This is a genomic window from Deinococcus aestuarii, assembly GCF_018863415.1.
Taxonomy (GTDB): Bacteria; Deinococcota; Deinococci; order Deinococcales; family Deinococcaceae; genus Deinococcus; species Deinococcus aestuarii.
In genome coordinates this window covers 32,195-57,535 of sequence record NZ_JAHKSN010000009.1, presented here as the reverse complement: position 1 = coordinate 57,535, position 25,341 = coordinate 32,195, and the positions used below count along the sequence as shown (strand labels likewise).

General features: G+C 70.8%; 23 protein-coding genes. 19 read left to right on the top strand and 4 right to left on the bottom strand.

The features are described from left to right. The first annotated feature begins 82 nt into the window (after positions 1-82). From IC605_RS12470 to IC605_RS12410, 13 genes are all read left to right on the top strand, one after another. Positions 83-1,240: a hypothetical protein gene (locus IC605_RS12470; RefSeq protein WP_216324320.1), complete on the top strand. Its 1,158-nt coding sequence runs from the start codon at positions 83-85 to the stop codon at positions 1,238-1,240. A gap of 196 nt (positions 1,241-1,436) precedes the next feature. Continuing rightward, on the top strand, positions 1,437-2,474 hold the full coding sequence (gene iolG, locus IC605_RS12465; RefSeq protein WP_216324317.1) for an inositol 2-dehydrogenase: 1,038 nt from the start codon (positions 1,437-1,439) through the stop codon (positions 2,472-2,474). Between the two features lie 100 nt (positions 2,475-2,574). After that, positions 2,575-4,476, top strand: coding sequence for a 3D-(3,5/4)-trihydroxycyclohexane-1,2-dione acylhydrolase (decyclizing) (gene iolD, locus IC605_RS12460; RefSeq protein WP_216324302.1), 1,902 nt, complete (start codon positions 2,575-2,577; stop codon positions 4,474-4,476). Positions 4,477-4,507: 31 nt separating this feature from the next. Then, positions 4,508-5,989 carry a CoA-acylating methylmalonate-semialdehyde dehydrogenase gene (locus IC605_RS12455; protein ID WP_216324298.1) on the top strand — a complete coding sequence of 494 codons (1,482 nt, stop codon included), beginning with the start codon at positions 4,508-4,510 and terminating at the stop codon, positions 5,987-5,989. A 243-nt stretch (positions 5,990-6,232) separates the two neighbouring features. Further along, positions 6,233-7,285: a 5-dehydro-2-deoxygluconokinase gene (gene iolC / locus IC605_RS12450; RefSeq protein ID WP_216324295.1), complete on the top strand. Its 1,053-nt coding sequence runs from the start codon at positions 6,233-6,235 to the stop codon at positions 7,283-7,285. Then, positions 7,255-8,091 (top strand): class II fructose-bisphosphate aldolase, encoded by an 837-nt coding sequence (locus IC605_RS12445; protein WP_216324292.1) that lies wholly within the window; start codon positions 7,255-7,257, stop codon positions 8,089-8,091. Before iolC ends, IC605_RS12445 begins: the two co-directional genes overlap by 31 nt. Further along, positions 8,088-9,011: a 5-deoxy-glucuronate isomerase gene (gene iolB, locus IC605_RS12440; protein WP_216324289.1), complete on the top strand. Its 924-nt coding sequence runs from the start codon at positions 8,088-8,090 to the stop codon at positions 9,009-9,011. Before IC605_RS12445 ends, iolB begins: the two co-directional genes overlap by 4 nt. Before the next feature lie 139 nt (positions 9,012-9,150). Beyond that, entirely contained in the window at positions 9,151-10,047 is an 897-nt protein-coding gene (locus IC605_RS12435) for a TIM barrel protein (RefSeq protein ID WP_216324286.1), read from the top strand. Positions 10,048-10,060: 13 nt separating this feature from the next. Then, complete coding sequence (locus tag IC605_RS12430) at positions 10,061-10,828, top strand: sulfite exporter TauE/SafE family protein (protein WP_216324283.1); 768 nt, start codon at positions 10,061-10,063, stop codon at positions 10,826-10,828. A gap of 127 nt (positions 10,829-10,955) precedes the next feature. Continuing rightward, positions 10,956-11,975: a LacI family DNA-binding transcriptional regulator gene (locus tag IC605_RS12425; RefSeq protein WP_216324280.1), complete on the top strand. Its 1,020-nt coding sequence runs from the start codon at positions 10,956-10,958 to the stop codon at positions 11,973-11,975. A gap of 870 nt (positions 11,976-12,845) precedes the next feature. Further along, positions 12,846-13,313: a DMT family transporter gene (locus tag IC605_RS12420; RefSeq protein WP_216324278.1), complete on the top strand. Its 468-nt coding sequence runs from the start codon at positions 12,846-12,848 to the stop codon at positions 13,311-13,313. Then, the gene (locus IC605_RS12415; RefSeq protein WP_343216603.1) at positions 13,310-13,762 is read left to right on the top strand and encodes a DMT family transporter; all 453 of its coding nucleotides are present in this window, start codon (positions 13,310-13,312) and stop codon (positions 13,760-13,762) included. Before IC605_RS12420 ends, IC605_RS12415 begins: the two co-directional genes overlap by 4 nt. Continuing rightward, on the top strand, positions 13,759-14,289 hold the full coding sequence (locus IC605_RS12410) for a MarR family winged helix-turn-helix transcriptional regulator (RefSeq protein ID WP_343216602.1): 531 nt from the start codon (positions 13,759-13,761) through the stop codon (positions 14,287-14,289). Before IC605_RS12415 ends, IC605_RS12410 begins: the two co-directional genes overlap by 4 nt. Before the next feature lie 24 nt (positions 14,290-14,313). Here the strand turns inward: IC605_RS12410 and IC605_RS12405 are convergent, their stop codons facing one another. Both IC605_RS12405 and IC605_RS12400 read right to left on the bottom strand, forming a co-directional pair. Next, entirely contained in the window at positions 14,314-14,601 is a 288-nt protein-coding gene (locus IC605_RS12405; protein ID WP_216324269.1) for a hypothetical protein, read from the bottom strand. A 421-nt stretch (positions 14,602-15,022) separates the two neighbouring features. After that, entirely contained in the window at positions 15,023-15,346 is a 324-nt protein-coding gene (locus IC605_RS12400) for a hypothetical protein (RefSeq protein WP_216324266.1), read from the bottom strand. A gap of 896 nt (positions 15,347-16,242) precedes the next feature. Here IC605_RS12400 and IC605_RS12395 point away from each other — a divergent pair. The 3 genes from IC605_RS12395 to IC605_RS12385 all read left to right on the top strand — a co-directional run bounded on the left by IC605_RS12395 (position 16,243) and on the right by IC605_RS12385 (position 19,661). Continuing rightward, entirely contained in the window at positions 16,243-17,703 is a 1,461-nt protein-coding gene (locus IC605_RS12395; RefSeq protein ID WP_216324263.1) for a replication initiator protein A, read from the top strand. Positions 17,704-18,003: 300 nt separating this feature from the next. Then, positions 18,004-18,771 (top strand): ParA family protein, encoded by a 768-nt coding sequence (locus IC605_RS12390; protein WP_216324260.1) that lies wholly within the window; start codon positions 18,004-18,006, stop codon positions 18,769-18,771. Beyond that, complete coding sequence (locus IC605_RS12385) at positions 18,768-19,661, top strand: ParB/RepB/Spo0J family partition protein (protein WP_216324257.1); 894 nt, start codon at positions 18,768-18,770, stop codon at positions 19,659-19,661. Before IC605_RS12390 ends, IC605_RS12385 begins: the two co-directional genes overlap by 4 nt. A gap of 158 nt (positions 19,662-19,819) precedes the next feature. On the opposite strand, the gene IC605_RS12380 is transcribed toward IC605_RS12385, so the two are convergent. Next, positions 19,820-21,007 carry a 4-hydroxybenzoate 3-monooxygenase gene (locus IC605_RS12380; protein ID WP_216324254.1) on the bottom strand — a complete coding sequence of 396 codons (1,188 nt, stop codon included), beginning with the start codon at positions 21,005-21,007 and terminating at the stop codon, positions 19,820-19,822. Between the two features lie 158 nt (positions 21,008-21,165). Between IC605_RS12380 and IC605_RS12375 the strand changes: the two genes are divergently transcribed. The 3 genes from IC605_RS12375 to IC605_RS12365 all read left to right on the top strand — a co-directional run bounded on the left by IC605_RS12375 (position 21,166) and on the right by IC605_RS12365 (position 24,772). Then, positions 21,166-22,047 carry an IclR family transcriptional regulator gene (locus IC605_RS12375; protein WP_216324251.1) on the top strand — a complete coding sequence of 294 codons (882 nt, stop codon included), beginning with the start codon at positions 21,166-21,168 and terminating at the stop codon, positions 22,045-22,047. A gap of 115 nt (positions 22,048-22,162) precedes the next feature. Then, on the top strand, positions 22,163-23,701 hold the full coding sequence (locus IC605_RS25120) for a sensor domain-containing diguanylate cyclase (RefSeq protein WP_216324248.1): 1,539 nt from the start codon (positions 22,163-22,165) through the stop codon (positions 23,699-23,701). Between the two features lie 87 nt (positions 23,702-23,788). Next, complete coding sequence (locus IC605_RS12365) at positions 23,789-24,772, top strand: HD domain-containing phosphohydrolase (RefSeq protein ID WP_216324243.1); 984 nt, start codon at positions 23,789-23,791, stop codon at positions 24,770-24,772. 154 nt (positions 24,773-24,926) lie between these two features. Here the strand turns inward: IC605_RS12365 and IC605_RS12360 are convergent, their stop codons facing one another. After that, positions 24,927-25,208: a hypothetical protein gene (locus IC605_RS12360; RefSeq protein WP_216324240.1), complete on the bottom strand. Its 282-nt coding sequence runs from the start codon at positions 25,206-25,208 to the stop codon at positions 24,927-24,929. Between the last annotated feature and the right edge of the window lie 133 nt (positions 25,209-25,341).

Genomic DNA, 25,341 nt, shown 5'->3' with positions numbered 1-25,341 from the left:
CCCCATTGCTCCCGGACGGCCCACGCCGCACAATAGGAACCCTCCGGTGTTCCCGCCCACCCCAACCCAGAAAGGTCCCATCTTGAGGTTCCTGCCCACGTTCTGTCTACTCGGCCTCGCCCTGGCGGGGGGCGCCGAGCGCGTCCAGACACTCGCCCCACCGCCGGAAGCTCTCCAGCCCGTCCGCGACCTGCAACTCGCCGCCGACCGGGAGGGCCGCCTCGTGCTGGCGCTGATCACCGACGCGGGCCGGGCCACGAGCGGGCGGGGCACCTTCACCGCCCGCACGGTGAGCGCGTGGCGGTGGAATTCCGGCGCCTGGCAGCCGCTCGGCGGGGTCCTGAACTACGACCGGCCGCGCCCCGCCGCCAACCTCAACCTCGCGCTGGGCGCCGGGGGCACGCCCCTCCTGGCCTGGAACGAGAACTCCGGCGACAACGACGTGGTGGTCTTCCGCGCGTGGCGGGGCGGCGCCTGGACCGACTGGCGAACGCGCTACCTGGGCATCAGCTCCCCGCAGTCGGCCAAGACGCGGGCGCTGGCCGCCTGGCAGGACGAGCCCGTGCTGGTCTGGGGCGAGAACCCGCGCCAGGGTCCCGGAACGGTCCTGACCCTGCGGCGCTGGCAAGGCGGCGCGTGGGTCAGGAGCACGCCGCTGAACGGGGCGGGCACCTCCGGCCGTCAGCCCTCGCTGGCCCTCGACCGCCGGGGCGGGGTCACCGCCGCGTGGCTGGAGGGCGACGTGACCGCCAGCCGGGTCGTGGTGGCCCGCCTGGCGGGCGACCGCTGGACCCGGCTGGGCGCGGCGCCGGGCGGACGCGCCCCCACCTACCTCGCCGCGCCCCGCCTCGCGCTGGGCAGGCAGGGCCGCCCGACGGTCGCCTGGCTGGAGGACGTGGACGGCCGCGACACCCTCTTCGTCTCGCGCTGGGACGGCGGGCGCTGGACGGCCCTCGGCGGGGCGGTCAGCCTGGGGTTCGCGTCGGCGCCCTCGCTCGTGCTGGACGGCGCGGGGCGGCCCGTCCTGGCGTGGGTGGAGGAGCGCGGCGGCGTGGGTCAGGTGCGGCTGGCCCGCTGGACGGACACGGCGTGGCAGGACCTCGGGACGGTCAACCGGGACCCTGGCCGGGACGCGCGCTCGCCCTCGGTCGCGGTGGACGCCCCCGGGAACGTCGTGCTCGCGTGGCGGGAAGACACCCGCGGGGTCTACCGCGTCCACCTGCGTCGCTTCACGCCGTGACGGCAAAACCCCCGGGGCCCCGGCCGCCTGACCCGGCTCCTCCCACCGGAAGGGCAACCGCATTGACAATCCCGCGCGAACTTCGCTAGGCTTCTAATCGATTAGAACAGGCCGCGCGGCGGTCTCTCGCCCAGGGCCCATGCCCGGAAGGACTCCGGGCGGCCGCACCCCAGACCCGAATTCAGGAGCGTCCATCATGACCAGGTCCAGCGACTCCCCCCTTCGTTTTGCCCTCCTCGGCGCGGGCCGCATGGGCGCCGAACACGGCCGCGCGCTCGTCGGCCTGCCGGAAGCGCGGGTCGTGGCCGTCGCCGACCCCGTGGAGGAAGCCGCGCAGAGGGTGGCCCGCCTCACCCGCGCCGCGCGGACGTACCGCGACCCCCTGGAGGCCATCCACGACCCCGAGGTGCAGGCCGTGGTCATCGTGACGCCCACGAGCACCCACGCCGCCCTGATCGAGGCCGCCGCGAACGCCGGGAAGGCGATCTTCTGCGAGAAGCCCGTCGCCGCCGACCTCGGCGAGACCGAGCGCGTCATGCGGGTCGTGGAAGAGCGTGGCGTGCCCTTCCAGATCGGCTTCCAGCGGCGCTTCGACGCGGCGTTCGTGCAGGCCAGGGCGCGCGTTCAGGCGGGCGAGATCGGCACGGTCGAGCAGTTCGGTGCGACCGGACGTGACCCCGCCCCGCCTTCCCTGGACTACCTGCGGCTCTCGGGCGGCCTCTTCCTCGATCAGGCGATCCACGACCTCGACATCGCGCGCTTCCTGGTGGGCGAGGTGGAGGAGGTCACCGTCCTCGGGGACGCGCGGGTGGACCCGGCCATCGGCGAGATCGGGGACGTGGACACGACCACGGCGCTGCTGAAGTTCGTGAACGGGGCCCAGGGCGTGATCCAGAACTCGCGCCGCGCCGTCTACGGCTACGACGTCCGCACCGAGGTCTTCGGCTCGGGCGGCAAGCTGGTCATGGACGCCACCCCCAAGACGCCCCTCCTGCGCTACGGCGAGGGCGTCACGATGGACCACTACCACTTCTTCATGGACCGCTTTCAGGACGCCTACCGCGCCGAGATCGCCGCCTTCGTGGCCTCCCTGCGTGCCGGGGAGGCGCCGCAGCCCGGGCCGCGCGACGCCGTGGAGTCCCTGCGCCTCGCGCTCGCCTGCACCCGCAGCCTGAACGAGCGACGCACCGTCCGGGTAGCCGAGGTGCGGGCCGAGGCAGGGGTCCCCTCCTGACCCACCTGAATGGCCGGGAACTTGACTTCCCCATCCCACCCTCCCGCATCCTGACCGACTAGAACAGGGCAGCGCCTCTCGCCGCAGCCCAAGGAGACACGTGAACACGGTTCGTCTGACGGTCGCGCAGGCCGCGCTCAAGTTCCTCGCCGCGCAATACAGCGAGCGGGACGGGGCAAGGCAGCGCCTGATCCCCGGCGTCTGGGGCATCTTCGGGCACGGCAACGTCGCCGGGTTGGGTCAGGCGCTGGAGGAGTACGGCGACGAGCTGAACCTCCCCACCTACCGCCCGCAGAACGAGCAGGGGATGGTCCACGTGGCCGCCGCCTTCGCCCGGCATAAAAACCGCCTCCAGACCTTCGCCTGCACCGCGAGCATCGGTCCCGGCAGCCTGAACATGCTCACGGGTGCGGCGCTGGCGACGGTGAACCGCCTGCCCGTCCTGCTCCTGCCGAGCGACATCTTCGCCAACCGGATTCCCGATCCCGTCCTGCAACAGCTCGAACACCCACTGGAGCACGACCTGAGCGTGAACGACTGCTTCCGCCCGGTCAGCCGCTTCTACACACGGATTTCACGGCCCGAGCAGCTCCTCTCCGCCCTGCCGGAAGCGGTGCGCGTGCTGACCGACCCCGCCGAGACGGGCGCGGTGGTGGTCTCGTTGCCGGAGGACGTGCAAACTGAGGCTTACGACTGGCCCGAGAGCTTCTTCGCCGAGCGGGTGTGGCGGGTGCGCCGTCCACCGCCTGAGTTGGAAGTGGTGCAGCAGGCGGCGGAGTTGTTGAGAAACGCCCAGCGTCCCCTGATCGTCTCGGGCGGCGGCGTGATCTACAGCGGGGCGGACAGGCACCTCGCGGGGTTCGCCGAGGCCTTCGGCATCCCCGTCGTCGAGTCGCAGGCAGGCAAGGGCTCGCTGGTGTGGGACCACCCGCAGAACGCCGGGCCGGTCGGCTCCATCGGCGGTAGCGCGGCGAACCGGCTGGCGCGCGAGGCGGACGTGGTGCTCGCGGTCGGGACGCGGCTCGGGGACTTCGTGACCGCCAGCAAGACGGCCTTCCAGAACCCGGAGGTCCAGTTCATCGGCCTGAACGTGGTGCCGATGGACGCGGCGAAGCTGGGGGCGCTGAGTTTGGTCTCCGATGCTCGGGAAGGGCTGAACGCGCTTCAGGCCGCCTTAGAAGGTTGGGCGGGCACGGCCTCGGCCACCCGCACCGCCGCCAGCGACCTCATCACCGAATGGCACGGCCTCGTGGACGCCCAGCGCGCGGACACGGGCAGCACACCTCCCGCCCAGGGCGCGGTGATCGGCACGGTGAACAGCGTCACGGGGGAGAACACGACCGTCATCTGCGCCGCCGGAAGTATGCCGGGCGACCTGCTGCGCCTGTGGCGGCCCACCGACTCCAAGTCCTACCACGTCGAGTACGGCTTCTCCTGCATGGGGTACGAGATTCCCGCCGGGATCGGCGTCGCACTCGCCCAGCCGGACCGCCGCGTGGTCGTGATGATCGGCGACGGCTCGTACCTGATGATGAACTCCGAGATCGTCACGGCGGTCGCGGAGAATCTGAATTTGACGGTCGTGCTGGTGGACAACCGCGCGTACATGAGCATTCGCGGCCTCCAGATGGAGTGCGGCAGCCCCAGCTTCAACAACGAGCTGAGGCACCGCAACCCGGAGACGGGGCGGACGGACGGCCCGGTCGTGAACGTGGACTTCGTGATGCACGCGCGGGGCATGGGTGCCCAGGCGGTGCGCGCCGAGACGCTGGAGGAGTTACAGACGGCGCTGGAAAACGCGGGTCAACAGGGCGGTGTCCAGGTCATTGTCGTGCCCGTCAACCTGCGCGAGCGCGTGCCCGGCTTCGACTCGTGGTGGGACGTGCCCATCGCGGAGGTCTCGGAGCAGGAACAGGTCCGACAGACCCGCGAGCATTACGAGGAGAAGGTGGGGGCCCAACGCGCCTACTTCGCCCCGACGCGCAGCAAACAGGAAGTTTGACCCGCCCGCAGCGGCGAAAGGACGGCGAACCATGACCCAGACGCAGACCCGGCTCCAGAACTTCGTGGGCGGCCAGTGGGAACCCTCGCGCTCCAGCGAGGCGCAACCCGTCATCAATCCCGCCACCGCCCAGACCCTCGCGGACGTGCCGCTGACCACCGCGCAGGAGGTGGACCGCGCGGTTCAAGCCGCCCAGGCCGCCTTCCGCGAGTGGAGCGAGGTGCCCGTCGGCGACCGCATCCAGCCCCTCTTCCGGCTCAAGGCGCTGGTCGAGGAGAACATCGAGGACCTCGCCCGCACGATCACCGACGAGTGCGGCAAGACCCGCGCGGAGAGCATCGGCGAGATTCGGCGCGGCATCGAGAACATTGAGGTGGCGAGCGGCATCCCCATGCTGATGCAGGGGGTGAACAACGAGAACATCGCCCGCGGCATCGACGAGCACATGTTCCGCCAACCCCTCGGGGTGGTCGCGGCGATCACGCCCTTCAACTTCCCGGCGATGATCCCGCTGTGGTTCCTGCCGTACGCGGTAGCGACCGGCAACGCCTTCATCCTCAAGCCGAGCGAGCGGGTGCCGCTGACGAGTACGAAGCTGTTCGAGCTGATCGAGAAGGCGGGCTTTCCCAAGGGCGTCCTCTCCCTCGTGAACGGCGGCAAGGACGTGGTGAATGCCCTGCTCGACCACCCGCAGGTGCGCGCGATCAGCTTCGTGGGCTCCACCCCCGTCGCCCGCTACATCTACGAGCGCGGGGCGAAGAACGGCAAGCGCGTGCAGGCGCAGGGCGGCGCGAAGAACCCGGCGGTCATCCTCCCCGACGCGGACATGGAAATGACGGCGACCATCCTGGCCGACAGCGCCTTCGGGTGTGCGGGCCAGCGGTGCCTGGCGACGAGCGTGGCGATCACGGTCGGTGACGCCCGCAAGGACTTCACCGACCTGATGGTGGACATTGCCCAGAGCCGCCGCGTCGGGTACGGCTTCGACGACGGCGTGCAGATGGGCCCGGTGATCAACGAGGGGAGCAAGGAGCGCATCGAGGGTCTGATCGCCAAGGGAGAACAGGAGGGCGCCCGCGCCATCGTGGACGGACGCGGGGCGAAGGTGCCCGGCTACGAGGGGGGCTACTTCGTGGGGCCGACCCTACTCGACGACGTGCCGCCGCAGGGCGAGATCGCCCGCACGGAAATCTTCGGCCCGGTGCTGAGCATGATGCACGCCGCGACGGTGGACGAGGCCGTCAAGCTCGTGAACGAGCGGGCCTTCGGCAACCAAGCGAGCTTATTTACGAGCAGCGGCGCGGCGGCCCGCAAGTTCCGGCATGAGGCGCGGGCGGGGAATATCGGTATCAACATCGGGGTGGCCGCGCCCATCGCCTACTTCCCCTTCTCGGGCTGGGGCGACTCCTTCTTCGGGGACCTGCACGCGCAGGGACGCCACGGGGTCGAGTTCTACACCGAGACGAAGGTCGTGGTGGAGCGGTGGCCGAGGGAGTGGAGCCGGACGTTCTGAGGGTGTTGGGCGGGTAAAGCGGTGTTTTCTCCCTCTCCCCTTGCGGGAGAGGGCTGGGGTGAGGAGGCGTGTGACCGGCTCCAAAGCAAAGAAGATGCCTTCCCCCTTCCCACCGGCTCAGACGCGCCGCCCGTCCACCCCTCCCGGCCTCCCCCTCTGCAAGCAGCTCTACGAGTCAAGGGGGAGGAGAAAAGACCAAAGACTCGGGCACTGACTCGCACGCCCAACGAAAGCGAACCCACCATGACCGATCCCCCCCAACCCCCAACTCCTGCCCTCATCACCATTGGGCGCAGTTCCATCGACCTGTACTCGCAGGACGTGGGCAAGCCCCTCCCCGAAGTCCGCACCATCGGCGCCTACCTGGGCGGCAGTCCCCTCAACATCGCCGTCGGAGCCTCGCGGCTGGGCGTGGACGCGGCCCTCGTCACCGCTGTTGGGGACGATCAGGTGGGCGACTTCATCCTCGCGGGGCTGGAGCGCGAGGGAGTGAGTACCGACTACATCCCGCGCAAGGCGGGCACGCGGACAAGCGCCGTCATCCTCGCCATGCAGCCGCCCGACCGCTTTCCCATCACCTTCTACCGGGACAACGCGGCGGACATCCAGATCAGCATTGACGATATGCAGGGTGTCCCCATCGAGGGGGCGCGGGCGCTCGTCGTCAACGGGACAGCGCTGTCCAAGGAGCCCAGCCGCAGCGCCGTCCTCTCGGCGTGCGAGCGGGCGCGCGCGGCGGGCGTGCCGGTGTACCTCGACCTCGACTTCCGGGCGAATCAGTGGCACGACCCGCGCGCCTTCGGGCTGACCATCCGGGCGCTGCTGCCCAACGTGGACGTGGTGGTCGGCACGGAAGAAGAAATCAACGCGGCGATGCTGCGTGATCCCGCCGACATCACCATCCGCCACAACCAGATGACGGCTCCCGAGATTCGCGGGGACGTGGCGGCGAACACGGCGGCCCTGCTGTCCCGCGTGCCCACCGTCGTCGTGAAGGAGGGCGAGCGCGGCTGCACCGTCCACCGGGCGGGAGAGGAGGCGCTCAGCGTCCCCGGCTTCCCCGTCGAGGTCGTCAGCGTCCTTGGGGCGGGGGACGCCTTCGCCGCCGGGCTGATCACGGGGCGGCTGCGGGGCTGGGACTGGTTCCGCAGCGCGCGGCTGGGGAACGCCTGCGGGGCCATCGTCGTCAACCGGATCGGCTGTGCAGACTTCACGCCCACCCAGGCCGAGGTGGACGCTTTCGCCCTGGAGAAGGGAGGTTGGGAATGCCCTACGTCACCGACGCTCGCCCGCTGATCGCGGAGGCGTACCGGGAAGGCTACGCGCTGCCCGCCTTCAACTTCTGCTCGCTGGAGATGGCGAAGGGGTGCGTGCGGGCGGCGGAGAAGGCCGGGGTGCCCGTCATCCTCCAGACCTACCCGGCGGACATCGAGCAGGCGAGCGCCCACGTCTTCGCCCAGACCGTCCGCGCCCTCGCCGACGAGGTGAGCGTGCCCGTCGCCCTGCACCTCGACCACGGGCGAGGGCTGGAGATGGCGGTGGAATGCCTGCGCACCGGGTACTCCAGCGTCATGTTCGACGGGCAGGACTACGCCTTCCCCGAGGTGCTGAACCTGACCACCCGCCTCGCCGAGATCGCGCACGCCGCCGGGGCCTCGCTGGAGGTGAGCGCCGAGAGCTTCGGTATTCCCGGCCAGCACAACGAGTTGGAGACGACCGACCCCGACCACGCCCGCCAACTGCGCGAGGCGGGGGCCGATATGGTGGCCTGCGCGGTGGGCAGCGAGCACGGGCAAAGTTCACGGCTGGACCTGGGGTTGCTGAAAGCTGTTGCGGACGCAGTTGACGGCCCGCTCGTCCTCCACGGTGGCAGCGGCATCCACCCGGACGACGTGCGGGCGGCCCTGGGCTGCGGCGTAGTGAAGGTGAATATTGGGAGCGCCCTCTACCGTGCCGTGAGGAAAGCGTGGAGCGAGGAGACGCCGGGTCTGACCTCCCACCGCGCCGGATACGCCGTCATCCGCGCCGCCGTGGAGCGGACCGCCGCACCGTACCTCGAACTCCTCAACCCACGCGCCCGGGTGGGCGAGGTGACGACGTGACGGGGACGAACCACTTCTCCACGACCCCCGACGCGCGCCCCAGCATCACCGCCGAGAGCGCCGGGTGGCAGTACCTCACCTTCCGGGTCGAGCACCTGAAGGCGGGCGAGGCCAGAGCGGGCGAGACGGGCGGGCTGGAGATGGCCCTCGTGCCGCAGGAGGGCGACCTCGCCGCCGAGGTGAACGGGGAGACATACCCGCTGCGGCGGGAAAGCGTCTTCACCGGGCTTCCGCACGTGCTGTACCTGCCTCCGGGCACGACTTACACGCTGACCGCCACGCAGGACAGCACCTACGCGATAGGCGGCGCCCCCGCCGAGGGCCGCTTGCCCGTCCGCCTCATCCGTCCGGAGGAGATTCGGGTCGAGTTGCGCGGCGGAGCGAACGCCACCCGGCAGGTCAGCCACATCCTCGGCCCGGACCTTCCCGCCGAGCGGCTGCTGCTGTACGAGGTCTACACGCCCAGCGGCAACTGGAGCGGCTGGCCTCCCCACCGCCACGACGGAAGACTCGGCTCCCTCTACATCGAGGAGACGTACTACTACCGCGTCTTGCCCCCCGAGGGCTGGGCGGTCCACCGCAACTACAGCCCGGAGGACGGCGAGGACGAACTGCTCCTCGCGCGGGACGGCGACCTGATCCTCTCGCGGCGGGGGTATCACCCGGTGGCCGCCGCGCCGGGCAGCAACGTCTATTACCTGAATTACATGGCCGGGGAGGCGCAGGGCGAGGAGCGCAGCCGCCCTCCCGTGGACGAGGCCGCCTGGGGCTGGATGCGCCAGGATTGGGGGGGAAGGGCGATGGAACTGCCCTTCGGGGAGGCGCGGCGGGGAGAAGCCCGGCCTGTGCTGGGGGGACAAGACGAGACGCTTGTGCAGGAGGACCCGGCGCAGGCGGCCTCGGAGGCTCCTCCCCCTTGACTCGCTGGGCTGTGCAGGACGGGGGACTCCGAGTGCCCTGTTTCCCTCTCAGGAATGCCTTGCGGCAGGGCAAGCTGCGCTTGCCACCCCCCACCCGGCCTCCCCCACAAGGGGGGAGGAGAAAAAACAAGGAGTCCACATGATCCAAGTTGCCAACGCCCCCTGCTCGTGGGGCGTGATCGAGAACATCGAGGGCGAGCGCGGCGGGTATTCCACCGTCCTCGACGAGATGCACCAGACCGGCTACGTCGGCACCGAGCTGGGCGACTGGGGCTTCATGCCCACCGATCCGGACACCCTGCGCGGCGAGCTGTCCGCCCGCCACCTCAAGCTGCTCGGCTCCTGGGTGAGCGTCTACCTCCACGACCCCGAACGCCACGCCCAGAGCGAGGCCGAGGCCGTTCGCACCGCCCGCCTCCTCGCCGCCGTGGGGGGGCCGGGGGCCGTCGTGGTGCTGGGGAACGATCCCTACACCGACCCCGTGCGGACGCTGAACGCGGGCCGCATCACGCCCGAGATGGGGATGACGGAGGCGGGGTGGGAGGTCTTCGCCGCCGGGGCGAACCGGGTGGCCCGCGCGGTGATGCGGGAAACGGGGCTGCGGACCGTCTTCCACCACCACATCGGGACCTGGGTGGAGACGCCCGCCGAGATCGAGCGTTTTCTGGCGATGACCGACCCCGAGGTGATGGGGCTGTGCTTCGACACCGGGCACTACACCTTCGCGGGCGGGGACGCGGTGGAGGGGCTGCGGCGCCACCGGGACCGCATCTGGCACGTCCACTTCAAGGACCAGGACCCGCGGGTGGCCGAGCAGTCGCGCCGGGAAGGGTGGGACGGGGTGACGGCGGTCGGGCACGGCGTCTTCTGCGAGCTGGGGAAGGGGAAGGTGGACTTTCCCGCCGTGCTGCGGCAACTGGGGGAGAACGGCTACGGGGGCTGGGTGGTGGTGGAGCAGGACGTGCTGCCCGGCCTGGGGAGTCCGGCCGAGAGTGCCCGGCGCAACCGCGAGTACCTCGGGCGCATCGGTTTATAGGGGCCGTCCCGCCATGTCATTCGACCCCTGGCAGTACGCGCTGGGCGCCCTGGCCGCCTTTCTGATCGGCTTTTCCAAGACGGGCGTGCCGGGCGCGGGTATCCTCGCCGTGCCGCTGATGGCGCAGGTGCTCGGCGCGCGGCTGTCGGTGGGGGCGACGCTGCCGCTGCTGCTGCTCGGGGACGGCTTCGCGGTGGCCTTCTACCGCCAGCACGCGGACTGGGGATGGCTGCGGCGGATCGCCCCCTGGGTGACGGGCGGGCTTCTCGTCGGCGCGGTGGCCCTCAAGGTGCTCGGCGACCTGCACCTGCGGGCCGATCCGCTGGGCCCGGTCATCGGCGTGCTCATCCTCGCCATGCTCGCGCTGACGCTGCTGCGGGAGAGGCTGGGCGACCGACTGCGGCCCACCTCCCGCGTGGGCACGGTCCTGACCGGAATCCTGGCGGGTTTTTCCACGATGGTCTCGAACGCGGCGGGACCCGTCATGGCGGTCTTCATGACGGCGGCGGGGCTGCCCAAGGAGCGGCTGCTGGGCACGACCGCCTGGACCTTCCTCATCTTCAACGTGGCGAAAGTGCCCCTGCTGCTGCTGCTCACCGCCGACAATCCCGCCGAGCCACTCTTCACCGCCAGCACCCTGCTCTTTACTGGAACGCTCTTGCCCGCCCTGGGGCTGGGGGCGCTCGCCGGTCGACACCTCCTGCCGTTCGTTCCCGAGCGGGGCTTCCGTGTGCTGGTGCTGGGGCTCTCGGGGCTGGCGGCCGTGCGGCTGATCGTGTGAGACCGCGCCCCGGCCCCGCCGCCCAAGGAATCTTACCGTGACCAGAAACACCTCATCCCGTCCCCGGTCCAGATCGGGCAAGTCCGGCTCTCCCGAAGACCCCAGCTTGGAGGGGCGCGGTCGCCGCGTGACCCACAAGGACGTGGCCGAGCGGGCGGGCGTGTCGGTGGCGACCGTCTCCTACGTGCTCAACGGCGGCCCGCGCCCGGTATCCCCGGAGACGCGGGCGCGGGTGCAGGCCGTCATCGACGAGCTGGAGTACTACCCCAATGAACTCGCGCGCGGCCTGCGGCTGAGGCAGAGTCGGGCGGTCGGCCTCCTGCTGCCCAACATCACCAACCCCTTTTACGCCGAGGTCGCCCAGGCCCTCGAGGCGTACTGCCACGCGCAGGGCTTTCTGGTGATGCTGTGCAACAGCGGTGGGGAGGCGGAGCGCGAGGCGAGGTACGTCCAGGCGTTGCGGGCGGGACGGGTGGACGCGATGGTGGTCGTCCCCTCCTCGGAGCCGACCGCGCTGCTGCGGCCCATCCTCCAGGCGCGGCTTCCGGTCGTGGTGCTCGAACACGACGTTCAGGGCGTGCCCTGCATCGCCATCGACGAGTTCCGGGGCGGGCAGGTCGGCACCGGGCACCTGCTGGAACTGGGTCACCGCCGCGTCGCCCTGTTGCGGGAGACGCCGACGAGCGCCCTGAGCCGCGAGCGGGTGGACGGCTACCGGGAGGCGCTCGCGCAGGCGGGTCTCCCCTACGACCCCGCGCTGGTGGTCGAGTGCGGCGCGACCCAGGCGGAGGGCGACCGGGTGATGCGGGGGCTGCTGACCCTCCCCGAGCCTCCCACGGCGATCTTCGCGCACAACGACCTGCTCGCCCTGGGGGCCTGCCGCGCAGTGCAGCACGCGGGCCTGGGCGTGCCCGGCGACCTTTCTGTGGTCGGTTACGACGACATCTCCAGCGCCGCCTACCTCAACCCGCCCCTCACCACCGTCCGCTTCCCCAAGGCCGAGATGGGGCGGCTGGCGGGCGAACTGATCCTGAAGCTGTTGCGGGGAGAGGCCCTGCCTGCCCAGACGATCACCCTGCCCGTCGAACTCGTCGTGCGGGCATCGACCGCGCCGCCGCGGGTGGGAGGTCCTCACCCCCCGGCCTGACACGGCGCCCTCACGGGCGGATGACGCCGCCGCGCCGCGCCGGACCTGTCCGTGTGGGTGCTCGTGACGTTTCTGGAGAGGCCGCCCCGGCTGGGGTCGTCGGCGCGTGGGGTCCAGCGCCGGGCGTCCATACTGGAATGCGGACAACATTCAGGTGAACCGAAACGCCCGTCCACGACGCCGCCAGGTGAGGTCGCCGAGGCAGGACAACGGGGGCGGGGTTGCATCGGCAGGTGACGGTCGGTGCGCGATGGAACGAGGGACTTTTTTCGGCGGGGTTCGGACGGAGGGAGGAGCCTCGTCCCAGACGCGCCAAGATGCCGATGAGGATGCAGACGTTTGTCCGCATTCCAGCGCATAGGGTTGACTTCGCATGTATTTGACGCTACCTTAGGGAAATCAAGGGCGGCCTGTGGGCCGCCCTTCGCCCGGTTGGCGGCTCACGCCGACCTTGTGACAGGCGCGTGACGAACGGAATCGGATCTTGAGACGCTCGCGCAGAGGCTGGCTTGGCCCCTCGGACGAGCGGCCTGGGTACCCCCAGCGAATGGGGTCGCCCCAGGCGCTCTTGGAAGGGAGACGCCCACCTTCTCAAAAACGGGCGTGCGAGCGGGTCCGTGTCGGCCCCCGACTGGTTCGAGTCCAGTCACCCGCACTTCCAGGGTGGGGAGAGCTTCGATAGCTCTCCCCATCTTCTTTTGCTGGGTCACAGTCAGAAGCACCGTCCCCTTCGCCCGGGGATCGACCAATCCTGCACCGCTCCAGCCTCTGTGCCCTGGGAGTCGAGCCAGCGGACTCTGGTATCTGAAGGAAAGGACTGGGTTGATTTATTCACTGGAAAAATGTTTACTGGTGAAACAAAGGAGTGCCATGTCTGTCCCTCTCTCCCCCCGGCGAACCCTCCCCCTGGCCCTTGCTGTTCTGGCGGGTGTCCTCCTCCCCGCGCAGTTCGCCACGAACGGGGCGCTGGCCGGGCACGTTCACTCCCTGACCCTCACGGCGGCGACCTCCTACCTCGTCGGCGCGCTGTTTCTCGGCCTGCTGCTCGGAACGCAGCGTTTGACCCCAAACTGGGCGGCGGGCCGCCGCGCCCCACGCTGGGCCTGGCTGGGCGGCGTGGTGGGCAGTGCGTACGTAGTCGGGAGCGTGCTGCTGACGCGGACCCTGGGCGCCGCCCTCGCCACGACGCTGGTGATCGCCTCTCAGATCGTGGCCGCCATCCTGCTCGACCACTTCGGCGTGCTGGGTCTGGCGCGCAGGCGGGTCAACCGGGTCCGGCTGCTGGCCGTGATGCTGGCGCTGGGTGCGCTGGTCCTGCGGCTGTGGGGGGCGCGGTGAGCCTCGCCGTCCTGCTGGGAACATTGGGCGCCGGATTGGGGCTCTCGGCTGGGCTGGCCTTCAACCTGCGGTTGGCCCGGGCGCTGGGCACCCCGCTGGCGGCCACCCTCGTCAACTTCGCGGTGGGGGCCGTCCTGCTGTTGAGCCTGTGGGTGCTGGGCGTCGACGGCGCGCGCCCGTCGGCCTTCCCGCCGCTCTGGACGCTGCTGGGGGGCCTGTTCGGCGCGACCTACGTGACGCTCAGCCTGATCGGGGCCGCGCGGCTGGGCGTGGGGCTGAGCACCGTGGCCGTCACCCTGGGCCAGGTGCTGGGCGCCCTGCTCATCGGGGCGGCGGGATGGCTGGGTCAGGCCCCCCAGCGCCCTACCCTGACGGCGTGGCTCAGCGCGGCCCTGCTGCTGGGCGCGGTGGCGCTGCTGGCCCGGGACCGCGAGCAGGGCGGGGCGTGAGGACGGCTGGCCCGCAGCCGGGGGACACTCCGGCCCTGCTGAACCGCATCGAGCGCGACTGGCACGCCGCGCGGCCCGACGTAGACCCTGGACCGATGCTGACGGTCATCGCGGTGCAGCGGACCTCGCATCTGCTTCAGGCGGCCCTGGAGCGTTTTTTCGCGCGGCACGACCTGACGCCCTCGGCCTTCGACGTGCTGGCGACCCTGCGGCGCTCGGCCCCCCCGGAGGGCCTGACCCTGGGGGAACTCGCGAGCCTCATGGCGATCACGCCGCCCGCCGTGACCAAGCGGGTGGACGGGCTGGAGCGGCGCGGCTGGGTGGCGAGGCAGGCGGACGGACAAGACCGCCGCACGGTGAGGGCGGGGCTCACGGCCGAGGGGCGGCGGGCGGTCGATAGGCTGCTGGCGGCTCACGTGGCCCACGAGGAACAGCTCCTGAGCGCCCTGAGCCCGGCCGAAAGGCTCACCTTGCGCAGCCTGCTCGGGCGCCTTCCGGCCGGGGTGGAGGTGGAGGACGGGGGGTGAACCCGCACGCGGCCCCCTTCCGACCTAACCTCTCCCCTGCTCGCGCACGGCCCGTTCGCAGGCCTCCCGGATAGTGCGCGCGTCGTCAGGGCCGATGCGGATGCCCGAGCTGACGTACCCGTCCGACACCCGCCCGACACACGCCCGCAGCTCCGCCTCGAACGCTCCTGTGGAGGACACGGCGGCACCCGCTCGCCAGGCCCCCGGCAGCAGGCCACCGCCCACCAGGACGACCATCAGGGTGACCTCGGCACAGGCCCTCCAGGGAAACCACCGGGGGAAGAACGACCGAACAGCGCGCGCGGAAGACATGCCCCAGAGTAGGCCCAGTCCATCCGCCGCCGCATTGGGCAAGCCTCCAGTCAAGGGAGGGGTTCGGGGGGCCTCCCCCACCTGGGTGGTTGACGGCGCCGGAACCCACGCGGCGGTGATCTCCGGGGAACCCGCCGGGCGGTCCACGTCCGGGTCAGGCTCAGACCGCCGACTGCTGGCTTTCCTCAGGCGCTCGCTCACCTGGAGGCGAAGGAGTGCGGACGGAGCTTGCCCTGCACCCGCCCCGAGAAGAGTTCGGCCATGCCGGGACCTGGGAGAGGGGAAGGCCGGTGAGCGTCCGGCGCTGTCGCGCAAGCTGCGGAGCGCGGGATCACACCCACAGGAAAGGGAGAGTTCGTTCGCTGTGACCGGCGCCCACCGCTCGGGAAGGCCCCGGCCGCGCCGTCAGCCCCTCGGGTTGCTACAGCGGGTCGGAAACGTACAGGTAGACATCGACGAGTTGGGCCGGGAGGCCGCCGAGCTGCACCCGCTGACCGCGCTCGTCCACGCCCTCCAGGTTGATCCGGCCCGCCTGGAGCGTCAGCCCGCGGGGGAGGTCGCCGAGGTGCGGGCCGGGCAGGTAGATCGTGCCGCCGCCAGCGGTGACGGCGTAGACGCTGAGGCGTTCCCGCGCCACCTCCTCGCGCAGGAGCAGGGCCCAGGTGGGCGCCACCAGTCTGGGGAAAAGCGGCCCGATGGTGCGGCCGGGGTGAAGGAGCGTCTCCCACTCGCGCTGGTCGTGCATGGCCCCACCCTACCGGCCCCGCTCTCACGCGCTCAGCACAGGGCAGGCCGCTGCTCGTGCCCGTTTCTCTGAGGTGGGTGTCCTGACTCGCCTGGGTGTCCTTGAGGGCGGCTCGGCGTAAGGGTCGCCTCGACCGTTGGAGAGCGTGCCGCCTCCTCTCCCCCACCGCTCCTGTAAGCGTCCTTTCAAACATCGGATGCCACCACGGAAGGTAGCCCAGATGTCCGAACCACCACCAGACCAGCTCCCAGAATCACGCCCCCGGGCGAGACTGACCGAGATGTCCGAGGGTCTCACCCGCCTTCAGCCCACGACTGACCGAGATGTCCGTGCTTGTGACCCCCTTCTCCTCTAGACAGGCGGCGGGAATCGACCTATCGCCGGGTATTCGGACATCTCGGTCAGTCAAGTTCGGACATCTCGGTCAGTCTTTCTCGCTCAAGAGGAAAAAATGCGTTCTGCTCGACATTGGGCGGCCGAAACACTCGTGAGTCGGGTAACCGAGATGTCCGAACGCCGGAGGCCGGCAAAGGAGGCGAAAGTTCGGACATCTCGGTCAGTCAGTCGACTTCAGCCGCCAAAATCGTTCGGACATCTCGGTCACTCAAGCTGCATAAGTTCGGACATCTCGGTCAGTCGAGTTCGGACATCTCGGCCAGATTCCCGGGGGGCGTTCGGACATCTCGGCCAGTCTGACCCCTCTTTGTTCGGACATCTCGGCCAGTTTGACCCCCCTTTGTTCGGACATCTCGGTCAGTCGGGGGCCCTTGAAGGCCCGCCCAGACGCGAAACGGGTCTGGCGTCTGATGATGATCATTTTTTTTTAATCATCAAAGATCTTTTATCAGTCACAGGTCTTCAACATCAGACGCCCGCGCGCTTATAGTGGCTGCACCGTGACCGCGAAGCCGACCGGCCAACCTGCACGACCCTCCTCTGGGGCGCGGGGCCAGGTGCTGGCGGAGCGCCGGGAGCGGATTGATGAACTCAACCTCGGGCGCCTCGGGCTGATCTGCGTGCAGGAGCGCATCCCCGACAAGTACACGAGCTGGGAGGTCGCCTTCGAGGTCGACGGTCAACCGGCCCTGCTGTCCTGTGTCGCCCCCAGCGAATTCGGCGGGGTGCCGCACGGCCTGGACGGGGACATCCTCAACGGTATCCTCGCCATCTTCGTCGAGCAGGGCGCACCCGAGGGCGGAGAGGTCATCTCCACCGCCCACCAGATTCTGCAACGGGCCGGTCTCGATACCGGGGGCCGGTACTATCAGGTGTTGCGGGCGAGCCTGCACCGCCTCAACAGCGCGAAATTCGTCACCCAGAACGCCTGGCGCGCGCACGGGCAGCGCCGCTGGACGACGCAGACCTTCTCGCTCGTCGAGGGTCTGGCCTACGAGAGTGACGAGCAGACCCTCGGCAAGGGCAGCGTCATTCACATTCGGCTGCCCAAACCGCTCGTGCTAAGCGTCCGCTCGAAATTCATCAAGCCGCTCGATCCGGTGTTGCTGGAGCTGCTCGAACGGCCCCTCGCCCGCAGCGTCTACCGCCTGCTGGACGCCAAGCGGTACGACCCCACCGACCCCCAGGTCATCACGATGGAACTGCGGATGGCGCTCGTCGCCTGGGGTCAGGAATGCAAGCTCAAGGACCTCGTGCCCAGCCGCATCAGGCGCACTCTGGAAAAGGCCCACGACGACCTCAAAGCCTGCGGATACCTCTCGGATGTCGATTACGAGGGTGTCGGGAGCGGCCAGGAGATCGTCTACCGCTTCGGCGACGGGTCCTGCTTCGGGCTGGACCTGATTTCCCGCATCATGAAACACGGCGTCGGCCAGTATGTCGCGCAGGGCATCGTGCAGAGTGTCTCCCGCGAGGACTTGCTGCACCGCCTTGCCAAAGCGGAGTTCCTGCTGGGCCGCGACCGGGACCGTATCCAGAACGTGGCCGGGTTTGTCGTGACGGTCCTCAAGGACGACGGCTCGCGTTATCCCGACCCCGAGGGGTTCGTTTCCCCCACCGCCGTGTCTGCCCCGCCCCCGTCCCCCACTGTGGAGGAGGACGTGGAGGTCGTCCGCCGTGTCCGCGAGGAGGAGTTGCGCTCGCAGCCGCGTGAGGCGCAGGCCGACGCCATCGTCGCGCGGCTGCGGCTGCTGTGCGGCGTGCATGTCGTCAAGGTCGGCGCGGCCCGGATGAGCGCCGTGCATCAGGCCATCACCGAGGGTGTTCTCGATGCCGTCCTCGTGGAACGTGAGATGATGGCCGCCGTGTTCGAGGGCCGCACCGAGGCATTCCTGAAAGCACTCGTCAAGGAGGCCGGGGACCGCCGCCGCCAGGGACAGGGCGCGTTGCTCGAAGGCTGATCCGGAGTGACCTGACGTAACGCTCGCCAAGTGACGCCGTGGTACCGGAGTTACTTGGATGGGCCTGCATTTTGTTGATGGACTGCGTGAGAATTTGACAAGCTCAGAGAGCGCCAGTCGTTTACTGAGGGAAGAATAGGCAAACGGTGGGGTCGAGTTTCGAATCCTACGCCCCATAGACGACCCTGAGCATTCGTCGCTCTCCTGGGCCAGACGCACAGGGTGGTCGAAGGACAGTCGGGGGCCCGGCGTCTTCTATACCCCAGCAGGCTGATGCTTCCGGAGGTATCGTGACTCTCGATGATCGCCCTGACTGTCTTCAACCACGCCGGAGGCGCGGGCAAGACCTCGCTCACCCGCGACGTGGGGTACGAGCTGGCCCGCTCCGGCCTGCGCACGCTGCTGATCGACCTCGACCCACAGGCCAACCTCACGGGCTGGCTGGGGGTGACGGGCGTCACCCGGCCCAGCACGGTGTATCCGGTGGCCGTCGAGGGACTGCCGCTCCCAGGGCCCTTGCGGGTCCACGGGCTGGACCTCATTCCCGCGCACGTGAGCCTCGCGCTCGCCGAGGGACAGATGATGGGCCGGGTCGGGGCCCAGAGCCGCCTGCACCGGGCGCTTCAGGACGTGCGCGAGCACTACGATGTCGCCCTGATCGACTCGCCGCCCAGCCTGGGCCAGCTCGCCATCCTGGGCGCGCTCGCCGCCGACCGGATGATCGTGCCGGTCCCCACCCGGCAAAAGGGCCTGGACGCCCTGCCGGGATTGCAGGAGGCGTTCGGCGAGTACCGCGAGGTCCGTCCCGACCTCACCGTCGCCGTCTACGTGCCGACCTTCTACGACGCCCGCCGCCTGCACGACCGCGAGGTCCTCGCCGACCTCCAGGCCCACCTCTCCCCGCTGGCGACCCCGGTGCCGCAGCGGGAGGCCGTGTGGCTCGACTCGACGGCCCAGGGCGCCCCGGTGGGCGTCTACGCCCCCGGCAGCCCGGTCCACCGCGACATCATCGCCGTGACCCGGGACATCGCCCGTGAGGTGGGCCTGCCCTTCGAGGTGCGCGCGTGACCCGCAGGCGCCCGGAACGCAAACGGGACCTCGCCGGTCTGCTCGGGGAGGCGACCGACCTCACCCGCGCCCAGAGCGCCGAGCAAAGCCTCCCGGTCGCCAGCCTGCGGCCCGGCCCTGTGCAGCCCCGGCGGGCCTTCACGGAGACGGGCCTTCAGGACCTCGCCCGGAGCATGCGCGAACACGGGGTGCTTCAACCCTTGCTCGTCCGGCCGGTCGGGGACGGGTATGAGATCGTGGCGGGGGAACGGCGCTGGCGGGCGGCGGGGCTCGCCGGGCTGAGCGAGGTGCCGGTGGTGGTCCGCACGCTCAGCGACGAGCAGGCGCGCGTGGCCGCATTGATCGAGAACTTGCAGCGCGAGGACCTCAACGTCATCGACGAGGTGGACGCCAAACTCGGGCTGGTCGCGCTCGCGCTGGGCCTCTCCCCGGAAGACGCCCGCGCCCGCCTGATGCAGCTCCTGCGGGAGGTGCCGGGTCCCGACCACCAGACGGTGGAGACTGTGTTCGCCCCCCTCGGCGAGGGCTGGGAGACCTTTGCCAAGAACAAGTTGCGCCTGCTGAACTGGCCCGCCCCCCTGCTGGAGGCGCTGCGCGGCGGCTTGCCCTACACGCTGGCGGCGGTGGTGGCCGGGGCCCCGGCAGAACATCAGGCCCGCTTGATCGAACTCGCCACCGGGGGCGCCACCCGCTCGGCGCTGCGCGAGGAGGTCCAGCGGCTCGGCCGGGCTCAGGGGGCAGGGGAGCCCTCGCAGGCCCTGGAGGCGGTTCGTCGGCTCTCCAGCCGCCGCTTCATGGCCCGTCTCACCCCGGAGGACCGCCGGTCCGTCGAGCGGTGGCTGGCGAAGATGCCCCCGGTGCTGCGTGAGCAGCCCGAGGACGTGACCTAGCAGATGTTCATACCGGCATGAACGTCGAGCTCCGCCCAGGGTCTTTTTTCGTGCCTCGTTTCACGGAGGCCTTGGCGGCCACTCGGGGAGGCGCACGGTCGCTTAAGGGGGGTCGACGGCGGCCCAGATTCCCGCTCCTTACCCGGCTCGCGCCCTCCTCAGTCGAGGGGCAGGCCGACGTAGTTCTCGGCGAGGGCCGTGGCCGCCGCCGGGGAGTGAACGACGTAATCGAGGTCCGCGAGGCGGATGCGGTGCTCGAAGGGCCCCTCGGCAGGGTTGGTGTGCAGGAGGTTGGTCATGTACCACGAGAAGCGTTCGGCCCGCCAGATGCGGCGCAGGCACGTCTCGGTGTACCGCCCCAACTCCTCCAGGCTCCGTGTCCGGTAGAAACACTCCAGGCCGCGTGACAGGTACACGGCGTCCGCCACCGCGAGGTTCAGGCCCTTCGCCCCGGTCGGCGGGACGATGTGCGCGGCGTCCCCGGCGAGAAAGAGCCGCCCGTGCTGCATCCGGTCACAGACGAAGGAGCGCATCCCGATCACACCTTTCTGGAAGATGCGGCCTTCTGTGAGCGTCCAACCGTCCACGGTCTCCAGCCTCCGGTGCAGTTCCGACCAGATCAGCGCGTCCGGGTAGTCCGCCGCCCGGTCGGTCGGGCCGCACTGGAGGTAGAGACGCTGAATCTCGGGCGAGCGGGTGCTGAGGAGCGCGAAGCCGCGTTCGTGCCGGGCGTAGATCAGCTCGTGGTGCGAGGGGGGCGCCTCCACCAGGATGCCCAGCCAGCCGAAGGGGTAAAGATGCTGAACCTCCGTGCGGCCCTCGATGTGCCCGCGCGCCGAGCCCTGCGAGCCGTCGCACCCGGCGACGAAATCGCAGCGCAGTTCCCCGGGCTCGCCGTCGCCGTCCGTGTAGGTGACGCGCGGACGGTCCGAGCCGAGGTCGTGCATCTCCACGTCCCGCACTCCGAAATGGATGGTGCCCCCGTCGGCGAGCCGCGCCGCGATCAGGTCTTTGAGCACCTCGTGCTGGGGGTAGACGGTGACCCGCTTGCCGCCCGTAAGGGCCTCGAAGTCGAGGTGGTGGCTTTCTCCGGCAAAGCGCAGGGTGATGCCCCGGTGGAAGTGGGCCTCGCGCGCCATCCGCTCGCCGAGGCCAAGGTCGTGCATCAGGTCCACCGTCCACTGCTCCAGCACCCCGGCGCGGATGGTGCCCTCGACCTCCTCGCGGGAACGGGTTTCCACGATGACGCTCTCGATGCCGTGGCGGTGCAGCAGGTGGGCGAGGAACAGGCCGGCCGGACCGGCGCCGACGATGGCGACCTGGGTGCGGTGGGGCTCGGTGGGCATGGCGTCTCCTTTCCCCATCCCGGGATGGGGCGTGTGGTGAGGGCGAAAGCGGGCCTTGTGAAGTCACTTCAATCTGCGGGATCGGGGCGACGCCGGCAAGGTGTACATCCCGCTATAGTGGAAGCCACGCGGGTGGCGCGCGGCCCGGGAGGACGGGGATGCTCGGAACGTTCGAGAAGGCCAGGGCAGTGCTCGACCTGTACAGCACCGAACACCCGGAGTGGGGGGTCAGCGAGGTCGCCCGGCGGCTGGGGATGCCCACGTCGAGTGCCCACACCCTGCTGGCCTCGCTCGCGGGGATGGGCCTGCTGCACCGCACCCTGGCGGGCCGCTACCGGCTGGGCTTCAAGCTGCTCGCCCTCAGCCAGATCCTGCTGGCGAACACCCCCTGGCGGGAGGTCGCGCGCGAGGAGATGGCCCGGCTAGCCGCCCTGTTCGGTGAGACGGTCCACCTCGCGGCCTTTGACGGCGGGCAGATCGTGAAGGTCGCTCAGGTCGAGGGGCGCCTCCCGGACAGCGCCCGGGGTGGCCGGGTCGGGGCGGTCCTCGCGGCCCATGCCAGCGCCAGCGGCAAGGTGTTGCTCGCGCACCGCCCCTGGGAGGTGGTGGAAACGGTCCTCGGGGCGGCGGGGATGGAGCGGTTCACCGGGCAGACCCTCCACACGCCCGGGGCCCTGGCGCAGGAACTGGCCCAGATTCGGGCCCGCGGGTGGGCCGCGGAAGTGGGCGAGCGTCGCGCGGGGGTCGGCTCGCTCGCCGCCCCGGTGCGCAACCACAACGGCGAGGTGATCGCGGCGATGAGCCTCAGCGTTCCGGAGACGCGCTTCCGGGAGCGTGAGGCCCTCTGGCGGGACGCGGTGGTCGGGGCCTGCGAGGACCTCTCGGTTCGTCTGGGCTATCAGGCGGGCACGTCCGGAAGCGGACCGCTGCTATGGATGTCGGTGCAAGGGCGCGACGAACTTCGCCCGGCCCCCAGGCACACCTCCACGAAGCGCCGCCGCCCTCCCCGAAAGGCCACGCCCGACCGCTCCGGTTCCTGAGGGGCTTGCCCCTCCGCGCCGGCCGGTGATCCTTTCCCCGGGGTGGGGAGAGGCCGGGTTGACCCGGCGCGCTTGTAAGAGTTCTGCGGCGAGGGACGGCTTACCCTGGTTTCACATGGTCGCGTCGCTGCCTGTCGATGAACTCGCGCGTCTGGAGGCGGTCGCGCGGTACGCCATCCTCGATTCCCTGCCTGAGACCGCCTTCGGGCGGCTGGCTCAGCTCGCCGCGCAGTTTTTCCGGGTGCCCATCGCGCTCGTGAACATCCTGACGGCGGACAGCTCGTGGAGCCAGGCGTGCGTCGGGGTGGACCTGCGGCGGCTGGACCGCCACCTCTCCTTTTGCACCCGCACCATCGAGCAAAGCGGGGTCCTCGTCTCGCTCGACCTCACGCGCGACCCGCGCTTCGCGGATCATCCGCTCGTGACCGGGGCGGGCGGCTTCCGCTTCTACGCCGGGGCCCCCCTCCGGACGCCCGACGGGCACAACGTCGGGACCCTGTGCGTCCTCGACCACGCGCCGCGCGCCGAGGTCACGGCCGTCGAGCGCGAGGCCCTGGTCAACCTCGCCGCGCTCGCCGTGGACGAACTGGAGCTGCGCCGCGCCCGCCTGGAGGCCGAACGGGAGGCCGTCACCCGCCAGCGGCTCGTGGACGAGTTGCGCCGCGCCACCCACCACGCCGAGACCCTGGCCGCCGTCTCGGCCCTCGCCGACCTCGACCTCGACCCGGGGGCCCTGGTGAATTCCGCCGCCCCGCTCCTCGCCCGCGTGTGTCCGCTCGACTGGGTGGGGCTGGTGCGGGACGAAGGCGGCGACCTGGGTGTGGAGACGGCCTGGCCGCCCCCCGGAGCCGAGGGGGAGCCCTCCCCCCTCCCGCAGGCCCTCAGGACGGCCGTGAGGACCCTGCTCGGCCGCGCCGCGACCTGGGAGGCCCCCCTCTTTCTCGAAGGGGGTTCACGGGTCTCCCAGGCGCCACACGGGGCCCTCGCCCGCCGGGGGCCGGGGCTGGAGGGAGGCGGCGGGGCGGTGCTCGCCCCCCTGGGCTCGCTGGGCGGGACCCGTTATCTGCTCGCGGCGGCCCGCCTGACGGCGCGGCCCTGGAGTCAGGCGGACCGGGACCTCTTCGGGGTCGCCTCGCGCACGGTCGCCGGGGCGCTGCTGCGTCAGGAGCGCGAGGGGCGGATGCTGCGGGAGGCCCGGCGCGACCCCCTGACCGGGCTGGGCAACCGCCGCGCCCTCGACGCCGCGCTGGAGACGGGGGCCGCGCCGCGCGCCCTGGCGGTGCTCGACCTCGACGGCTTCAAGGGGGTCAACGACCGCGAGGGGCACGCCCGGGGCGACGTGCTGCTGCGGCTGTTCGCGGGGGCGCTGGCGGCGGCGCTGCCCCCCGGCGGGGCGTTGTACCGCCTCGGCGGCGACGAATTCGTGCTCGTGCTGGAGGGCGTGGAGGACGCCGGGTGTGCCCACGCCGACGTGCTGGAGGGGGTGGACGCGGCGGTGGCGGCGGCGCGGGCGGCGGGCTTCCGCGAGGTGGGCGCCTCCTTCGGGGTGGCCCTCTGGCCGGGGGAGGCGCGCGACCCGGGGGCGGCCCTGCGCCTCGCCGACGAGCGGATGTACGGGGACAAGCGGCGGCGCGCCGGGCTCCGGGGGCGCTGAGGGGGAGTCAACCTCCTCCTTAACGCCTCGACAACCTTCGGGGGTAAGGGATGGGGGCCAGGCGGCGCTTCTTCTACTCTGGTGCTCATGTGTCCGGATGCCCGCCGCGCTGCCTATGTCCTGCCGCTCCAGCCGGAAGACGGGTACCGGCACCTGCTCGACGCCATGCCCGTCATGCTCTGGACGGCGAACGCGGCGGGAAGTTGGGAGCACGTGAACCGTGCCTGGGCCGAGTACACCGGGGTGGTGGGGGGCACGCGCGGCTTCGGCTTCGAGGAGGCGCTGCACCCCGACGACGAGGCGAGGACCCTGGCCGTCTGGAAAAGTGCCGTCGAGCGCGCGCAGAACTACGAGATCGAGTACCGCCTGCGCCGCCTGGACGGGACCTACCGCTGGTTTCTGGTGCGGGGGGTGCGTGTGGCGGACGACGCGGGCCGCAACGTCGCCTGGGTGGGCACCTGCACCGACATCGAGGATCAGAAACGCGCCGAGGAGGCCACCGCCCGGGCGCGCGAGGCGGCGGTGCGCGCCCTGGGCCTGGCGCTGGAGGCCCGCGACCGCGAGACCAAGGGCCACACCGACCGGGTGACGGCCTGGTCCGCCCGGCTCGGCGAGGCGCTGGGCCTGGACCGTCCGGCTCTGGAGGCGCTGCGGCTGGGGGCGTACCTCCACGACATGGGCAAGCTCAAGGTCTCCGACACGGTGTTGCTCAAGCCCGGTCCCCTCGACGCGGCCGAGTGGGAGGCGATGCGCGCGCATCCCCAGGAGGGCGAACGCTTCGCCGCCGCGCTGGGATTCATCCCCGCCCCGGCCCTCGACCTGATCCGCGCCCACCACGAACGCTGGGACGGCTCAGGCTACCCGCACGGGCTGGGTCACCGGGAGATTCCCCTCCTCGCGCGAATCTTCGCCGTCGTGGACGTGTATGACGCCCTGACGAGCGAGCGGCCCTACAAGCGGGCCTGGACGCCCGGGGAGGCCCTGGAGGAACTCCGGACCCAGGCCGGGCGCCAGTTCGACCCGGAGGTCGTCGCCGCCTTCCTGCGCCTGCTGGAGGGGGAGGGGACGTAACCGCCGGGCCGGGCCTCATCCCAGGTCGGGGGCGGTGAGGGCCTGGGAGGTCGCGTGACCCCGTTCCCAGGCGTGCGGCCGCCCTTCCCGGGGCGACTCGGTAAGGGCGGCAGGTCGGGTCGGAGGCTCCTCCCGCGCCCGTCTGTGCCCGGAATCAGCGGAGTGCCGGTTTGGCGTCCTCGCGGGCTCCCCCGGCCCGGCGGGGGCGGCGGTAGAGAACCCTGAGTTCCGGGGGCGTGGGGTGGGTGACGGGCGGCGGGGTCCACTGGGGCCGCTCGCCCGCCTCCGCGAGGGTGGGGCGGGGTCCACCGGGGAAGGAGCGCAGCACCAGGGGCGCTCCCCCCCGGGTGGGGCTTTCCCGGCGCAGGGCCAGCGCCTCCCGCACGAGGCGGACCTGCTCGGCGTCCGCCTGGGCCTGGGTGATGGGGTCGGTCATGCGGCGCAGTGTGACGGAAAGCTGATCACAACTTTCCTACAAGATGCCCGGCACCGGTGACGGCCGGGCCCTCCCGGACGCCCGCAGGGCCCGCCACGTCACCGCGTGGGCGCCACGTGCGCCGGGTCTCCCT

Coding starts and splice junctions, on each gene's coding strand:
- iolG (WP_216324317.1), top strand. CDS start 1,437: ATGACCAGGTCCAGCGACTCCCCCCTTCGTTTTGCCCTCCTCGGCGCG.
- IC605_RS12455 (WP_216324298.1), top strand. CDS start 4,508: ATGACCCAGACGCAGACCCGGCTCCAGAACTTCGTGGGCGGCCAGTGG.
- iolC (WP_216324295.1), top strand. CDS start 6,233: ATGACCGATCCCCCCCAACCCCCAACTCCTGCCCTCATCACCATTGGG.
- IC605_RS12445 (WP_216324292.1), top strand. CDS start 7,255: ATGCCCTACGTCACCGACGCTCGCCCGCTGATCGCGGAGGCGTACCGG.
- IC605_RS12435 (WP_216324286.1), top strand. CDS start 9,151: ATGATCCAAGTTGCCAACGCCCCCTGCTCGTGGGGCGTGATCGAGAAC.
- IC605_RS12430 (WP_216324283.1), top strand. CDS start 10,061: ATGTCATTCGACCCCTGGCAGTACGCGCTGGGCGCCCTGGCCGCCTTT.
- IC605_RS12420 (WP_216324278.1), top strand. CDS start 12,846: ATGTCTGTCCCTCTCTCCCCCCGGCGAACCCTCCCCCTGGCCCTTGCT.
- IC605_RS12405 (WP_216324269.1), bottom strand. CDS start 14,601: ATGTCTTCCGCGCGCGCTGTTCGGTCGTTCTTCCCCCGGTGGTTTCCC.
- IC605_RS12400 (WP_216324266.1), bottom strand. CDS start 15,346: ATGCACGACCAGCGCGAGTGGGAGACGCTCCTTCACCCCGGCCGCACC.
- IC605_RS12390 (WP_216324260.1), top strand. CDS start 18,004: ATGATCGCCCTGACTGTCTTCAACCACGCCGGAGGCGCGGGCAAGACC.
- IC605_RS12380 (WP_216324254.1), bottom strand. CDS start 21,007: ATGCCCACCGAGCCCCACCGCACCCAGGTCGCCATCGTCGGCGCCGGT.
- IC605_RS12375 (WP_216324251.1), top strand. CDS start 21,166: ATGCTCGGAACGTTCGAGAAGGCCAGGGCAGTGCTCGACCTGTACAGC.
- IC605_RS25120 (WP_216324248.1), top strand. CDS start 22,163: ATGGTCGCGTCGCTGCCTGTCGATGAACTCGCGCGTCTGGAGGCGGTC.
- IC605_RS12365 (WP_216324243.1), top strand. CDS start 23,789: ATGTGTCCGGATGCCCGCCGCGCTGCCTATGTCCTGCCGCTCCAGCCG.
- IC605_RS12360 (WP_216324240.1), bottom strand. CDS start 25,208: ATGACCGACCCCATCACCCAGGCCCAGGCGGACGCCGAGCAGGTCCGC.